The sequence below is a fragment of the Streptomyces gobiensis genome (assembly GCF_021216675.1).
GTDB lineage: Bacteria > Actinomycetota > Actinomycetes > Streptomycetales > Streptomycetaceae > Streptomyces > Streptomyces gobiensis.
The window spans coordinates 1,146,943-1,160,504 of record NZ_CP086120.1 but is presented as its reverse complement, the minus strand read 5'-3'; the positions used below and the strand labels follow the sequence as shown (position 1 = coordinate 1,160,504).

The window sequence follows — 13,562 nt, the reverse complement described above, 5'->3', positions numbered from 1 at the left end:
ACAACCTGAAATATCAAGGTGCACAGTTGTTTCATATTCTGAAGTATTTGGAGGTGCTCCCATGAGCTTGCCCGCTACCGGCCGCGCATGGCATCTGACCGCCCGCCCGGAGGGCTGGCCCACCCCGGACGGCTTCGCGCTGCGCGAGGCACCGATCCACGCACCCGGGTCCGGGCAGATCCTGGTGCGTAACCTCTTTATGTCGGTTGACCCCTATATGCGTGGTCGGATGAACGACGTCAAGTCCTACGTCCCGCCGTTCCAGCTCGACCAGCCCATGGACGGCTCCGCGGTCGGTGTCGTCGTGGCGTCCGAGGCGGCGGGCTTCGCGCCCGGTGACCATGTGCTGCACTGGCTCGGCTGGCGGGAGTACGCCACGCTGGACGCCGCCCACGCGGAGAAGGTCTCCGCCGAGCTGGCGCCACTCAGCGCCTATCTGGGTGTGCTCGGTATGCCGGGGCTGACCGCCTACGCCGGGCTGCTGGAGGTCGCCTCCTTCCAGGAGGGCGACGCCGTCTTCGTCTCCGGCGCGGCCGGCGCGGTCGGCAGCCAGGTCGGCCAGATCGCCAGGCTCAAGGGCGCGTCCCGGGTCATCGGCAGCGCGGGTTCGGACGAGAAGGTCAAGCTCCTGACCGAGGAGTACGGCTTCGACGCCGCCTTCAACTACAAGAGCGGCCCGGTGGCACAGCAGCTCAAGGCGGCTGCCCCGGAGGGCATCGATGTCTACTTCGACAACGTCGGCGGCGATCACCTCGAAGCCGCCATCAGTTCGCTCAAGGTCCATGGCCGCGCCACCCTCTGCGGCATGATCGCGCAGTACAACGACACCGAGCCGCCCGCCGCGCCGCGCAATCTCGCCATGGTCATCGGCAAGCGGCTACGGCTTCAGGGCATGCTCGTCAACGATCACAACGGTCTCCGGCCGCGGTTCGTCGAGGAGACGGCGGCATGGATCCGCTCGGGCGAGTTGAAGTACCACGAAACAGTCGTCTCAGACATCGAGAACGCCGTGGAGGCGTTCCTCGGCATGCTCCGCGGCCAGAACACCGGAAAGATGGTCGTCGCTCTCGGCGACTAGACTCACTCCCGGCCGGCGGGGTCGTGGGCGCGAGCCCCTCGGTCATCCATTCAACTGGAGGATTTGTATGTCCATCCCGAACATCGACGTCCTGTACACCGCGACGGCCACCGCCGAGAACGGCCGTGACGGCCGGGTCGCCAGCGATGACGGCAAGCTGGACGTCGTCGTCAATCCGCCCAAGGAGATGGGCGGCAGCGGCGCGGGCACCAACCCCGAACAGCTTTTCGCCGCCGGTTACAGCGCCTGCTTCCAGGGTGCGCTCGGCGTCGTCGCCCGCCAGGAGAAGGCCGACATTTCGGGCTCCAATGTCACCGCCGAGGTGGGCATCGGCAAGACCCCGGAGGGCGGCTTCGGCCTGAAGGTCGCCATCTCGGCGAACATCCCGAACGTCGACGCGGCCACCGCCAAGGACCTCCTGGAGAAGGCCCACCAGGTCTGCCCGTACTCCAACGCGACCCGCGGCAACATCGAGGTGACCCTCGCCCTCGTCTGAGGCGCGCATATCGCGTACCGCACACCGAAGAAGGCCGCCCCACCCCGGGGCGGCCTTCGCGGTGTTGTGGGCACTCGGTCCTCCCCCGAACGCTATGGGGGAGGGGTGTGGGGGAAACCCCACCGGCCGGGACCTACGGCCTTAGCAGGACCTTGCCGACGTCCGGCGCTCCACTGCCCGCCAGGGCCATCGCCTTGGCGAAGTCATGCAGCGCCAGCTCATGGGTGATCAGCGGAGCCGGGTCGAGCAGGCCGGTGTTGAAGGCCCGTACCGCGTGGGTCCAGGCGGCGGGCGGGGCGCCGAAGATGGAGCGGATGGTGAGCTGGCTGACGGAGAGGTGGACCGGGTCAATGCCCTGGGCGCCCGGTTCGAACATGCCGGTGAGGAGCACCCGCCCGCCGCGCCGGGCGAGCAGACAGGCGTTCCCGGCCGTGCTGGCCGCGCCCGCGGTTTCCACCACCATGTCATAGCGGCCGTACCGCGCTTCGGCGTCGGCGGGGCCGAGTACCCGGGTGGCGCCCATCCGCAGGGACTGCTCGGCGCGGCCGACGCGGGGGTCGATCACCAGCAGTTCGGCGGGTGAGGACGCGGCCAGCAGCTGTACGGCCAGCAGCCCGAGAGTGCCGGCGCCGACCACGGCGATCCGCTCACCGGGCCGGGGCTCGCCCGCGAGTACCGCGGCGGCCACGACGGCGGCGGGCTCCAGCAGCGCGGCGGCGCGGGGGTCGGTGTCATCGTCGAGGACGTGCAGCAGCCGGGCCGGGACCGTCAGTACATCGGCGAACGCCCCGGGCTGGGTGAAGCCCGTCTCGTCGTATCCGCTGGTGCACAGAGTGGTCGCGCCCTCCCGGCATCGCTCACAGGTCAGGCAGGCCCGGAAGCCCTCGCCGACCACCTTGCGGCCGATCAGCGCCGGATTCACACCTTCGCCGACCGCCTCCACCGTGCCGGACCACTCATGGCCGGGAATCACGGGGTAGCGCACATAGCCCTCGGCGCGGGTGCCGTCGTACAGCTCGCGGTCGCTGGCGCAGATTCCGGCGGCGTAGACGGCGATCCGGGCTTCCCCGGGGCCGGGCTCGGCCGCCGGGCCGGTCACCAGCCGGTGTTCACCGGGTTTGTCGATGACGATCGCTCGAACGGTCTTGGTCACGGCTGCCGCCCCGCCTTCGGGTCCCGTTTCTCCCAGCCTCAGCCCATACATCCAACCGGGCCTGCTGCTGGGGGAATTCTGCCGCCGCCACGGTATCCAGTTCGACCCGCCACTTGGGACAGGCCGCGGTGAGTACGGACCGTGGCTTGCCTACTTGGCCGTGATGCCCTCGTAGGCGAGGCGCGCCAGCGTCCGCTGGCCGCGCTTGCTCGGGTGGAACCAGTCCAACGGGCTGAGTTCAGCCGCCGTGAAGCGGTACTTATGGACCGCGCCATCGTCATAGCGGCAGCGCTCATCCGTCGAACAGACCTCCTTCAGCACGGTGTTGTACTCCGACACCCGCTTGGCGACCTGCTCGCGCCGCTCAGTCGCGTCCTTGGTCATGGAATGGGGGTCGCGCAGCATCGACTTGCAGATACCGAATTCCCAGGCCTGCTCAGCCTGGCTGCTCTTGCGGCCCTCGGACCACAGCCGCATCAGATCCGGCACGCTGGCCACATACACCTGTGTCTTCGGCAGCTCATCGCGCAGGATGCCCATCGCCTCGGTGAAGTCCTCTCGGAAGCGCTGTGTGGAGGTCATCCCGCTGACATCCGCACTGCACGCGTCATTCGCGCCGATCAGCACGGTCACCAGCTCCGGCTGGCGCGCCACGGCCTGCTGGGCCTGTCCCGGCAGGTCGGCCATCACGGCACCGGAGGAGGCATAGTTCCAGGTCTTGCCCGCCGGGTCCGGCAGCAGCCGCTGGGCGAGGCTGTCGATTTCGGTGCTCGTACCGGTCGCCCAGGAGGCCTCGGGGCAGTCGGACAGCAGCGAGCAGGCGTCAAAGGCGGTGGTGATGGAGTCACCGAGAGCGGCGATCGAGTCCGGGCTGCGGTTCCACTCAAGGGTGGGCGAGGGCGAGGACGGCGGTCCGGCGGAGCCCGTGGCATCCCGGGGGCCGACGCCGCTGTCGGAGCCGCACGCCACGCCCGCCAGCGACACGGTCATGGCCATGACCGCCCCGGCCGCCGCACGCCCGGCACGCCCCCGGAGCCGTCCCCGCCCCCGCCCGCGTCCGCTCATCGCCATGCAGCCCTCTATTCCGCCATTCCGCCATTCCGCCAAGTGCCGCCCATTCCACTCCGTAACGACCGTACGCGACACCGCCGCGGTTCGGGCACGGTAGCTTTGCCCATGACGGGCGTCAGCGGCCGCCGGACAGCCCCGGACGGGAATGACACATTACATCGCGTCACATGGTGTCCCTTTTAGGGAGAATTCGAGCGGATGGTGTTTACTGTTCGTAACCTCAGAAGCTGGTGGTGACGTAGCTGATGGGGCAGAATGTCAGGCGCTGACCGGCGCATGACCGGTAGGGACTCGAGGCCGCTGGGGAAGGCGAACCTCGAACCGCACTGGAGGTCCCCGGTGACGACACGTGGAGTTCTGTACGTGCACTCCGCGCCACGCGCGCTGTGCCCGCACGTTGAATGGGCTGTGGCGGGTGTCCTGGGCGCCCGCGTCAAGCTTGACTGGATCAAGCAGCCTGCCTCCCCTGGCACTTGGCGTGCCGAGCTCTCCTGGCAGGGCGATCCCGGCACCGCTTCCCAGCTGGCCTCCGCGCTGCGCGGCTGGCATCTGCTGCGCTTCGAAGTGACCGCTGAGCCATGTCCCACCGCCGAGGGTGAGCGCTATAGCTCCACCCCTGAGCTGGGCATCTTCCACGCGGTCACCGGTATGCACGGCGACATTCTCATCCCCGAGGACCGGCTGCGTGCCGCGCTCAGCCGGGCCTCGCTCGGCGAGACAGAGCTGGCCACCGAGGTCGCTCAGCTCCTCGGCAAGCCCTGGGACGATGAGCTGGAACCCTTCCGTTACGCGGGCGAGGGCGCCCCGGTGCGCTGGCTGCACCAGGTGGTGTGACCGCCCGTACGGCCGCCCGTACGGCCCACCCGGGCGCGCGGGCCGGTACCGCGAGCCCTCTCCTGCTCGCCCGCAACAACTGACGGAGAGCGTCCCCGCACAGCGTCGCCGCACAGCACGAAGGGCCGCCCCGTGGTGGGGCGGCCCTTCAGCGCGTACCGATCAGACCGTACGGAAGGCCAGGACGACATTGTGGCCGCCGAAGCCGAAGGAGTTGTTGATCGCCGCGATGGTGCCCTCCGGGAGGACGCGGGCCTCGTCGCGGACGACGTCCGCGTCGACCTCCGGATCCAGCTCATCGCAGTTGATCGTCGGCGGGGCCACGCGGTGGTGCAGCGCCAGGATGGTGGCCACCGTCTCGATGCCGCCCGCGCCGCCCAGCAGATGACCGGTCATCGACTTGGTGCCGGAGATCGCGACATGGTCCAGATCGTCACCCAGCACCTTGCGCAGCGCCTTGATCTCGGCCACATCACCCTGCGGGGTGGAGGTGGCGTGCGCGTTGAGGTGCGCGACCTCCGACGGCTTGAGGTCGGTGGCGTCCAGCAGATTCTGCAGGGCCGCGGCGATACCGCGCCCGCTCGGCTCGGGCTGGGCGATGTGGTGGCTGTCCGCGGACAGGCCCTGGCCCAGTACCTCGCAGTAGACCCGGGCGCCGCGCCGCTTGGCGTGCTCAGCGGACTCCAGTACGACGACACCCGCGCCCTCACCCAGGACGAAACCGTCCCGGCCGGTGTCATAGGGGCGGGAGGCCTTCTCCGGCTCATCGTTGTTCTTGGACATCGCCATCATGTTGGCGAAGGCCGCGATCGGCAGCGGGTGGATGGCTGCCTCGGTACCGCCCGCGACGACCACATCGGCGCGCCCGGAGCGGATCATCTCGACCGCGTAGCCGATGGCCTCGGCGCCCGACGCACAGGCGCTCACCGGGGTGTGCACACCCGCCTGGGCGCCCACCTCCAGGCCGACATTGGCCGAGGGGCTGTTCGGCATGAGCATGGGCACGGTGTGCGGGGAGACCCGGCGGGAGCCCTTCTCCTTCAGCACGTCGTACTGGTCGAGCAGGGTGGTGACACCACCGATGCCGGAGGCGATGACCGCGCCGAGCCGGTCCGGATCGACGCTGGTGCCCCCGGGCGCGTCAGCGCCTGATGCCGCGGTTCCCGCCTTGCCTTCGTAGCCCGCGTCCGCCCAGGCCTCCCGGGCGGCGATCAGGGCGAACTGCGCCGAGCGGTCCAGCTTGCGGGCCAGCGGGCGGGGCAGCACCTCACCCGGTTCGACCGCCACCGGGGCGGCGATACGGACCGGGAGGTCAGCGGCCCATTCCTGCTCAAGCGCCTTGACGCCGGAACGTCCGGCGGTCAGACCCTCCCAGGTCGATGCACTGTCGCCACCCAGCGGCGTCGTAGCGCCGATACCGGTGACGACCACAGTACGGTCGTTCGCGGTCACCTGAACTCCTTGCTGGGAAAGCGCTTCGCCATCCCTGACCATTCACTGTTGTGCAGCTCACGCTGCGACGGGGCTGAAGACACCGGTGGATGCCGGAAACGATGGGAGACAGCCAGTCGGGCCACCGGAGAGCGAGTCAACCCCGATGGGCTGGCAATTGGCGGGATTCCGGATTCATCCTAGGGGAGGCGGGCGGCACCAAGGCGTGACGACATGGCAGTGACCACATGGCCGTGACCTTGGTGCCGCGGCAACCTCAGCTCTGGTGCTTCAGGATGTAGTCCGTGGCGTCACCGACGGTCTTCAGGTTCTTGACGTCGTCGTCGGGGATCTTGACGTCGAAGCGCTCCTCAGCGGCCACAACGACCTCGACCATGGACAGCGAGTCGACATCCAGGTCATCGGTGAAGGACTTGTCGAGCTGAACGTCCTCGGCCGGGATACCGGCGATCTCGTTGACGATGTCGGCGAGACCCTTGACGATCTCTTCCTTGGTGGCGGCCATGTTGGCGCTCCTTCTGATCTGTTGCTTGGGTGGATAAACGGACTAAGGGAGAGTAACGACCGTTGCCGCGTAGACGAGACCCGCCCCGAAGCCGATGACGAGCGCCGTGTCGCCGCTCTTGGCCTGCCCGGTCGCCAGCATCCGCTCCATCGCGAGCGGGATGGAGGCGGCCGAGGTGTTGCCGGTGTTCTCCACATCACGGGCGACCGCGACGTGCTCCGGCAGTTTGAGGGTCTTCACCATCGAGTCGATGATCCGCATATTGGCCTGGTGCGGGATGAAGACATCCAGGTCATCCGCGGTGATCCCGGCGGCTTCGAGCGCCTGCTCGGCGACCTTGGCCATCTCGAAGACGGCCCACCGGAAGACGGTCTGGCCTTCCTGGCGGATCGCCGGGAACTTCTCCGGGAGCTTCTCCACGTCGCCGATGCGGTAGTGGTTCCACGGGATGGTCTGGGTGATGGTGTCGGCCTTGTCGCCCTCCGAACCCCAGATGGTCGGGCCGATCCCGGGCTCCTGGGCGGGGCCGACGATGACCGCGCCCGCGCCGTCACCGAAGAGGAAGGCGGTGGAGCGGTCCTCCAGATCGGTGAGGTCGGACAGCCGCTCCACGCCGACCACCAGCGTGTACTGCGCGCTGCCCTCAACGATCAGGCCCTTGGCGATCGTCAGGCCGTAGCCGAAGCCCGCACAGGCGGCGGAGATATCGAAGGCGGCTGCCTTGCCGGTGCCCAGCCGGTGGGCGATCTCGGTCGCGATCGACGGAGTCTGCTTGAAGTGCGAGACGGTCGAGATGATCACCGCGTCGACCTGCTCCGGGGTGATCCCGGCGTCCGCGATCGCCTTGCCCGCCGCGGCCAGGGTCATCTCGGCGACGGTCTCTTCCGGGCCCGCCCAGTGCCGGGTGGCGATACCGGAACGGGAACGGATCCATTCATCGGAGGAGTCGATGTGCTTGAGGATCTCCTCGTTGGGCACGATCCGGGTCGGGCGGTAGCCGCCGACGCCGAGGACGCGCGCATACGGGGAGCCCTTCGCGGGGTTGATCTTCGCGGTCATGGACTCGGGGCTCCTATTCGGCAGTGCCGTGCTCGGCGATCAGCTCACGCGCCGCATCGAGGTCGGCTGGGGTCTTCAGCGCCAGCGTCCGTACACCCGGCATTCCGCGCTTGGCCAGGCCGGTGAGGGTGCCACCCGGACAGACCTCGATGAGCGCGGTGGCACCGAGCTCCTTGAAGGTCTCCATGCACTGGTCCCAGCGGACCGGGTTGCCCACCTGGCCCACAAGCCGCTCCACGAACTGCCGGCCGTCGGTGACAACCTGCCCGTCCTTGTTGGAGACGACGCGGACCCGCGGCTCACCCACGGTGACGTCCTTGACGGCGGCTTCCAGCGCGCTGACGGCCGGTGCCATGTGGTGCGTATGGAAGGCTCCGGCCACCTTCAGGGCGATGACCCGGGCCTTCTCCGGCTTGTCCGCCGCCAGCGCCGCCAGCTGCTCGGCGGTGCCCGCGGCGACGATCTGACCGGAGCCGTTGATATTGGCCGGGGTCAGACCCAGCTTCTCCAGGTGCGCCACGACGGCGTCCGGGTCGCCGCCGAGGACCGCGGACATGCCGGTCTCGGTGACGGCGGCGGCCTCAGCCATGGCCAGACCGCGCTTGCGTACGATCGCGAGCGCGTCCTTATCCGACAGCACACCGGCGGTGGCGGCCGCGGTGAGCTCACCGACGCTGTGACCGGCGACCGCGCCGATGGCGCCGTCGCTGACACCGTCGAGCAGGGCCTGAGCCGAGAGCAGGCCTGCCGCGACCAGCAGCGGCTGGGCCACGGCGGTGTCGCGGATCTCCTCCGCGCCGGCCTCGGTGCCGTAGTGGACGAGGTCGAGACCCACGACGTCGGACCACGCCTTGAGGCGGTCGGCCACGCCGGGAAGTTCGAGCCAGGGGGTCAGAAAGCCGGGCGCCTGAGCGCCTTGGCCGGGAGCGACGAGTACGAGCACTCTCCCACTCTCTCTTGTATGCGGAGGTCCCCGCCGGTGGGGACCGAGACGAAGAACGGTCGGGGGAATTGTGGACCCCCGACAAACCCGCCAGTCAAGACTACGGTCGGCTGATGCTGTCGGCGAGGCGCCCCAAGATCAGTGCGATACGCAGGGTGAATGCGGAACGGACATCGGAAGGCGACCATCCGGTGACGTCCGTCACACGTCGCAGCCGGTAGCGGACGGTATTGGGGTGAACGAACAGCATCCGGGCGGCGCCTTCGAGGCTGCTGGCCTGCTCCAGATAAACGCTCAGCGTTTCCAGCAGGGCCGATCCGGCTTCCTCCAGTGGTCTGTAGATCTCCTCCACCAGCAGCTGGCGCGCGGTCGGATCTCCGGCCATCGCGCGCTCCGGGAGCAGATCGTCCGCCAGTACCGGACGGGGCGCGTCCGGCCACGCGGCACAGGCCCGCAGCCCGGCCGCGGCGGCCTGCGCGGAGCGGGTGGCCGACAGCAGATCGCCGACCACCGGCCCGGCCACCACCGGACCCGCCGCGAACGGCCCAATCAGGGACTTCGCTGCCTTCAGCGGATCGTCGGAGCCACCCGCGATCACGACCAGACGGCTGCCCAGGACACCGGTGAGGACCTGAAGCTTCGCGGCCCGGGCGGCGCGCCGTATGGCCTCGACCGTCAGCTCGCTGTCCCCCTCCGGCGCGGTACCCAGCACCACCGCGACATGCTCGGGCGAGTTCCAGCCCAGCGCGGCGGCCCGGGAGACGGCGCCCTCGTCCGCCTCGCCGGACAGCACGGCGTTGACGACCAGCGACTCCAGCCGGGCGTCCCAGGCGCCCCGTGCCTCGGCGGCCTGCGCGTACACCTGTGCGGTAGCGAAGGCGATCTCCCTGGCGTAGACCAGCAGCGCCTCACGGAGCACGGACTCATCGCCGGGTGCGGCGACCTCGTCGATGGCCGCCTCGACGACCTCGATGGTCGTACGGACCATCTCCACCGTCTGCCGCAGAGTGATCGCCCGGGTCAGCTCCCGGGGCGCGGTACCGAACACATCAGTGCTGATCGCCTGCGGGGCTTCCGGATGCCGGAACCACTCGGTGAAGGCCGCGATGCCCGCCTGGGCGACCAGCCCGATCCAGGAACGGTTCTCCGGTGGCATGGCGCGATACCACGGCAACTGCTCGTCCATGCGTGCGATGGCCGCGGCGGCGAGCTTGCCGGAGGACTGTTCCAGCCGACGCAGGGTGGCGGCGTTCGGATGCTTCGGAGACGGGTTCGGCGTGGACTCAGCGGGTTCGGGCACAGGACAAGCCTGCCTTATCGGAAGCGTGCCGCGTGTACGGGGTCCACCGGGGCCCAGCGGCACGCGCAGTACGGTGTGCGCATGCTTCAGCTGCGAAGGGCGGATGAACGGTACCGGGGCGGTGATCCCGGGGCCGGGATCGAGACCTGGCACGCCTTCTCCTTCTCGGGCTTCTACGACCCCGGCAACACCGGCTTCGGGCTGCTGGTGGCCTGCAACGAGGAGCGGCTGGCGCCCGGCGCGGGCTTCGCGGAGCATCCGCACCGGGACCTGGAGATCGTGACCTGGGTGGTGGAGGGTGAACTCACCCACGAGGACTCCACGGGGCAGCGGACAGTCATCCGCCCCGGCGACGTCCAGCGCCTGAGCGCGGGCACCGGCGTACGGCACACGGAGCGCAACGCGGGTGACGAGCCGCTGTGCTTTCTGCAGATGTGGCTGGCGCCGGGTACGGAGGCCTTCGGCGGTGAACCGGAGTACGAGGTGGTGCGCGGCATCGCGGACGGTACGCCGTACGCGCTGCCACGTACGGAGGCCGTCCTCCATATCCGCCGCCTGGGAGCCGGGGAGCGCACCGCGGTCCCGGACGCGCCCTGGGTACACCTCCAGGTCGTACGGGGGACGGTGCGCTTGGACGGCGAGCCGCTGGGCGCCGGTGATACGGCACGTATCACCGGCGCGGAGGGCCTGGCCACAACAGCACAGACTCCAGCAGAGCTCCTGCTCTGGGAAATGCACTCCGAACCCCACTACGGCTAGCCCCAGTGTTGTGGGCACTCGCAGCCCCGCGAGGGGCTGTGGGTGGGCACAACACCACCCACCGGCCCGCACCCGGCAAACCCCGGGGCCCCGGGGCGAAGCCCCGGTTTCCGGGAAGGGGCGGGATAGGGGAAAACCCACCGGCGACGGACTAGCCCCCAAGCTCCGCCAGGACCGCGTCCGTAAAGACCGGCCAAGCCTCAATCGCCCACGGCCCGAACGCCCGGTCCGCCACAGCGACACACCCCGCCCCAGCCTCCGGGTCAACCCACAGGAACGTGCCAGCCTGGCCGAAGTGCCCAAACGTACGCGGTGACGACAAAGCCCCCGTCCAGTGCGGGGACTTGGCGTCACGGATCTCAAAGCCCAGCCCCCAGTCGTTGGGCGACTGGTGACCGTACCCCGGCAGCACGCCCCGGAGACCGGGGAAGACAACCGCCGTAGCCTCAGCGAGGGTCTGCGGGGCCACCAGCCGCGGCGCCTGCAGCTCCGCCGCGAAACGGACCAGATCCGCAACCGTGGAGACCCCGTCCTTCGCCGGGGAGCCCGGCAGTTCGGTGGCGGCCATCCCCAGCGGCTCCAGCACCGCCTGCCGCAGATACTCAGCAAACGGAATATCCGTCGCCTTGGCGATGTGATCGCCGAGCACCTCGAACCCCACGTTGGAGTAGAGCCGCCGGTCACCCGGCGGGGCCATGACGCGGTGCTCGTCGAAGGCCAGCCCGGAAGCGTGTGCGAGGAGATGGCGGACCGTGGAGCCCTCCGGCCCCGCAGGCTCGTCCAGCTCGATGGCGCCCTCCTCGATGGCGACCAGCGCGGCGTACGCGGCAAGCGGCTTGGTCACCGAGGCCAGCTCAAAACGCCGGTCCACCGGGCCATGCGACCCGGCAACCGTGCCACCGGCGCGTACAACGGCCGCCGCGGCGGTGTCGACCGGCCAGTTCTCGATGATCCGCAAGCTCTCCATGACACCGAGCGTAACGCGGACGGTTTGTCGCCCTTGCCTGGAGTGCAAGGCTCAGGCCGTGGCCAGCACACCGGCCACGGCCTTCGCGCCCTGCCGGACTCAGCGGTCACGGCCGAGGGCGATGGCTGAGAAGTTGGCCAGCGAGTCGGTGCCGGGCTTGAAGTAGCCCGCGTGTCCCTCGGCGCGATCAGCGGTGACGACGCGGGCGCCGAACTCCGGGTCGGCGGGGCTGGTGCCATGGCCCAGCCCCAGCACCTGGACATGGGGAACGCTGTCGATCCAGTCGGAGTCATTCACGGCCGCCGCCCACACCCGGGCCTTGGTCTTGAGGCCCTTGACGTCCTTGACTCCGGCGCCCGGGCTGCCGAGGAACACCATGCCGCTGAGGTCAGCGCCACCACCCAGGGCCCCACACACCACCGAGCCATAGCTGTGGCAGAAGACGCTGGGCGCCGCGGCACCGGTCGTAGCGGCCAGCCCCTGGAGAAACCGCTCCAGCCGAGGCGCGCCCGCCTCGGCCAGCCGACTGGTGGCAGCGTCGATCCCCACCCCTACCGGGGTCGTGTAGCCGACCCAGGCGACGGTGGCGGTACGTACCCCAGGGGCGTCCCGCACCATTCGCCGACGCAGATTGCCCGCCGCCTCGGTCGCCGTCCGGTGACCGGCGAGGTCATTGTCCGAACCGGGCACAAAGACCGCGGTGCGCTCAGCATGCTCCACATCCCCATACACCTCAACGAGTTGCCCGCGCCCACGCGGGTCAAAGGCGAGCAGCTGGCGACCGGGCTCAAGGGCGCGGCCGTAATGCTCGGCGTACGACCGCGCGTTGGCCCGATACCGCAGCCGGACCGGTGCCCCGTCCAGATTCCCGACCACCATCGGATGCCGCTCAGCAAGCGACTGCCGCTGTGCCCCGCTGAGCCCCGCGAAGAACGCCGCGACCTGCTTCGGGCTCGCCCTCGCCGGGTCGGGAAGCCCCCGCCCCAGCGACACATCCGCCCGCCACGCGGCACTTCCCGGCGGCGGCCCGGTCACCGCCTCCTGCTGCGTCCCGGCCCCCCACCCGCCCGTACCCGCGATCACGGCAACCGCGAGTGTGCCGGTGACAAGCCCCCGTTTGAAGCGCCGCATATCCCTCTCCCTGATCCCATCCGTCTGGACGGGAGGGAGACTGCGGTGATGGCTTACGGCAGGACGTCACCCCAGGGAGCCAACCCGGAGGTGATACCGGGGTAGGGGGCAGGTGAGCCTCAAATCACCCACCCCTTCCCCCTCCTACTCCTCTTCCACTCCCCGCTCGAAGTCCGGTGCGGTGAAGAGCGGCATAAGGTCGGGACGGTCTGCCTGTTCCGCCTGCCGGGCTGCGACGGCGCGTTGCCCAGGAAGGGCGACCGCGTGCCGTACCTGCGGAACACCCTTCTCAACCAGCGCCCGATGATGCCGTACGAGCCACTGCGGCGGCTGGGACATGAGCACCCGCAGCTGGGCGACGGTCAGGTCCCCCGGGACGCGGTTCTCGGTGTCGTTGGCCAGCTGAAGAGCCTTGCGGACCTGCTTCCTGGTGAGGACGGCCTCGGGAGGCCGGGCGAGATAGTCGGCAGCCCGCTTGGAGACCAGGATCCCCTCAGCCACGCGGAACTCCGTCGGCCCCCGGCCCTCCGGCCCTTCGTGCTCACGCTGCTCCTGGACCTCACGTTCATAGGCGGTCATCGGATCTCCCGCGTCCTGGCTCTGCTTGTCCATCTGTTCGTCATAGACGACAACGCGCAGACATACACCGAAGTCACCGAACTGCTGCCCAGAAGTCCACCGGCTGCCCAAGATCAGGTAGTGTTATCGCCCCAGTAGTGAACGCATCGAGGAGGTGAGCCCCATTACCGCTGTATCAGGTCGGGTGCTCTCATCTCACGGCCGTGCGGTCCATCCGGCGTAGATGACCGCGGGA

At 69.4% G+C, this 13,562-nt stretch carries 14 protein-coding genes and 1 pseudogene; 4 read left to right on the top strand and 11 right to left on the bottom strand.

Going from position 1 to position 13,562, the window contains the following annotated elements; genetic code table 11:
* The first annotated feature begins 61 nt into the window (after positions 1 to 61).
* Both test1122_RS05365 and test1122_RS05360 read left to right on the top strand, forming a co-directional pair.
* Entirely contained in the window at positions 62 to 1,078 is a 1,017-nt protein-coding gene (locus test1122_RS05365; protein WP_232268000.1) for an NADP-dependent oxidoreductase, read from the top strand.
* 67 nt (positions 1,079 to 1,145) lie between these two features.
* The gene (locus test1122_RS05360; RefSeq protein WP_232267999.1) at positions 1,146 to 1,574 is read left to right on the top strand and encodes an organic hydroperoxide resistance protein; all 429 of its coding nucleotides are present in this window, start codon (positions 1,146 to 1,148) and stop codon (positions 1,572 to 1,574) included.
* A gap of 133 nt (positions 1,575 to 1,707) precedes the next feature.
* Here test1122_RS05360 and test1122_RS05355 read toward each other — a convergent pair whose 3' ends face one another.
* The 3 genes and pseudogenes from test1122_RS05355 to test1122_RS05350 all read right to left on the bottom strand — a co-directional run bounded on the left by test1122_RS05355 (position 1,708) and on the right by test1122_RS05350 (position 3,723).
* Positions 1,708 to 2,727 (bottom strand): zinc-dependent alcohol dehydrogenase, encoded by a 1,020-nt coding sequence (locus tag test1122_RS05355; protein WP_232267998.1) that lies wholly within the window; start codon positions 2,725 to 2,727, stop codon positions 1,708 to 1,710.
* Positions 2,724 to 2,845 (bottom strand): annotated as a pseudogene (locus test1122_RS26770) (mandelate racemase/muconate lactonizing enzyme family protein); the annotation flags it as partial. The gene test1122_RS05355 and the pseudogene test1122_RS26770, both read right to left, overlap by 4 nt.
* A 32-nt stretch (positions 2,846 to 2,877) precedes the next feature.
* Positions 2,878 to 3,723 carry an SGNH/GDSL hydrolase family protein gene (locus tag test1122_RS05350; protein WP_338423513.1) on the bottom strand — a complete coding sequence of 282 codons (846 nt, stop codon included), beginning with the start codon at positions 3,721 to 3,723 and terminating at the stop codon, positions 2,878 to 2,880.
* 414 nt (positions 3,724 to 4,137) lie between these two features.
* Between test1122_RS05350 and test1122_RS05345 the strand changes: the two genes are divergently transcribed.
* Entirely contained in the window at positions 4,138 to 4,632 is a 495-nt protein-coding gene (locus test1122_RS05345; protein WP_232267997.1) for a DUF3145 domain-containing protein, read from the top strand.
* Between the two features lie 162 nt (positions 4,633 to 4,794).
* Here the strand turns inward: test1122_RS05345 and fabF are convergent, their stop codons facing one another.
* The 5 genes from fabF to test1122_RS05320 form a co-directional block, all read right to left on the bottom strand.
* Positions 4,795 to 6,084, bottom strand: coding sequence for a beta-ketoacyl-ACP synthase II (fabF, locus tag test1122_RS05340; protein WP_232267996.1), 1,290 nt, complete (start codon positions 6,082 to 6,084; stop codon positions 4,795 to 4,797).
* 256 nt (positions 6,085 to 6,340) lie between these two features.
* Positions 6,341 to 6,589, bottom strand: coding sequence for an acyl carrier protein (locus test1122_RS05335; protein ID WP_232267995.1), 249 nt, complete (start codon positions 6,587 to 6,589; stop codon positions 6,341 to 6,343).
* A gap of 42 nt (positions 6,590 to 6,631) precedes the next feature.
* Positions 6,632 to 7,648, bottom strand: a complete 1,017-nt coding sequence (locus test1122_RS05330) for a ketoacyl-ACP synthase III (protein ID WP_232267994.1) — start codon at positions 7,646 to 7,648, stop codon at positions 6,632 to 6,634.
* 13 nt (positions 7,649 to 7,661) lie between these two features.
* The gene (locus tag test1122_RS05325; protein ID WP_232267993.1) at positions 7,662 to 8,591 is read right to left on the bottom strand and encodes an ACP S-malonyltransferase; all 930 of its coding nucleotides are present in this window, start codon (positions 8,589 to 8,591) and stop codon (positions 7,662 to 7,664) included.
* Positions 8,592 to 8,691: 100 nt separating this feature from the next.
* Complete coding sequence (locus test1122_RS05320; RefSeq protein WP_232267992.1) at positions 8,692 to 9,891, bottom strand: PucR family transcriptional regulator; 1,200 nt, start codon at positions 9,889 to 9,891, stop codon at positions 8,692 to 8,694.
* Between the two features lie 81 nt (positions 9,892 to 9,972).
* Between test1122_RS05320 and test1122_RS05315 the strand changes: the two genes are divergently transcribed.
* On the top strand, positions 9,973 to 10,650 hold the full coding sequence (locus test1122_RS05315) for a pirin family protein (protein ID WP_232267991.1): 678 nt from the start codon (positions 9,973 to 9,975) through the stop codon (positions 10,648 to 10,650).
* A gap of 151 nt (positions 10,651 to 10,801) precedes the next feature.
* Here the strand turns inward: test1122_RS05315 and test1122_RS05310 are convergent, their stop codons facing one another.
* The 3 genes from test1122_RS05310 to test1122_RS05300 form a co-directional block, all read right to left on the bottom strand.
* Positions 10,802 to 11,617: a serine hydrolase domain-containing protein gene (locus test1122_RS05310; protein ID WP_232267990.1), complete on the bottom strand. Its 816-nt coding sequence runs from the start codon at positions 11,615 to 11,617 to the stop codon at positions 10,802 to 10,804.
* A gap of 99 nt (positions 11,618 to 11,716) precedes the next feature.
* Positions 11,717 to 12,748 (bottom strand): alpha/beta hydrolase, encoded by a 1,032-nt coding sequence (locus test1122_RS05305; protein WP_232267989.1) that lies wholly within the window; start codon positions 12,746 to 12,748, stop codon positions 11,717 to 11,719.
* A gap of 144 nt (positions 12,749 to 12,892) precedes the next feature.
* Complete coding sequence (locus tag test1122_RS05300; RefSeq protein WP_232267988.1) at positions 12,893 to 13,360, bottom strand: hypothetical protein; 468 nt, start codon at positions 13,358 to 13,360, stop codon at positions 12,893 to 12,895.
* Positions 13,361 to 13,562 lie beyond the last annotated feature (202 nt).

What these genes read in the sequence shown, in the direction of transcription:
- test1122_RS05365 (WP_232268000.1), top strand. Translation starts at nt 62, where the DNA reads ATGAGCTTGCCCGCTACCGGCCGCGCATGGCATCTGACCGCCCGCCCG.
- test1122_RS05360 (WP_232267999.1), top strand. Translation starts at nt 1,146, where the DNA reads ATGTCCATCCCGAACATCGACGTCCTGTACACCGCGACGGCCACCGCC.
- test1122_RS05350 (WP_338423513.1), bottom strand. Translation starts at nt 3,723, where the DNA reads ATGGCCATGACCGTGTCGCTGGCGGGCGTGGCGTGCGGCTCCGACAGC.
- test1122_RS05335 (WP_232267995.1), bottom strand. Translation starts at nt 6,589, where the DNA reads ATGGCCGCCACCAAGGAAGAGATCGTCAAGGGTCTCGCCGACATCGTC.
- test1122_RS05330 (WP_232267994.1), bottom strand. Translation starts at nt 7,648, where the DNA reads ATGACCGCGAAGATCAACCCCGCGAAGGGCTCCCCGTATGCGCGCGTC.
- test1122_RS05315 (WP_232267991.1), top strand. Translation starts at nt 9,973, where the DNA reads ATGCTTCAGCTGCGAAGGGCGGATGAACGGTACCGGGGCGGTGATCCC.
- test1122_RS05310 (WP_232267990.1), bottom strand. Translation starts at nt 11,617, where the DNA reads ATGGAGAGCTTGCGGATCATCGAGAACTGGCCGGTCGACACCGCCGCG.
- test1122_RS05305 (WP_232267989.1), bottom strand. Translation starts at nt 12,748, where the DNA reads ATGCGGCGCTTCAAACGGGGGCTTGTCACCGGCACACTCGCGGTTGCC.
- test1122_RS05300 (WP_232267988.1), bottom strand. Translation starts at nt 13,360, where the DNA reads ATGGACAAGCAGAGCCAGGACGCGGGAGATCCGATGACCGCCTATGAA.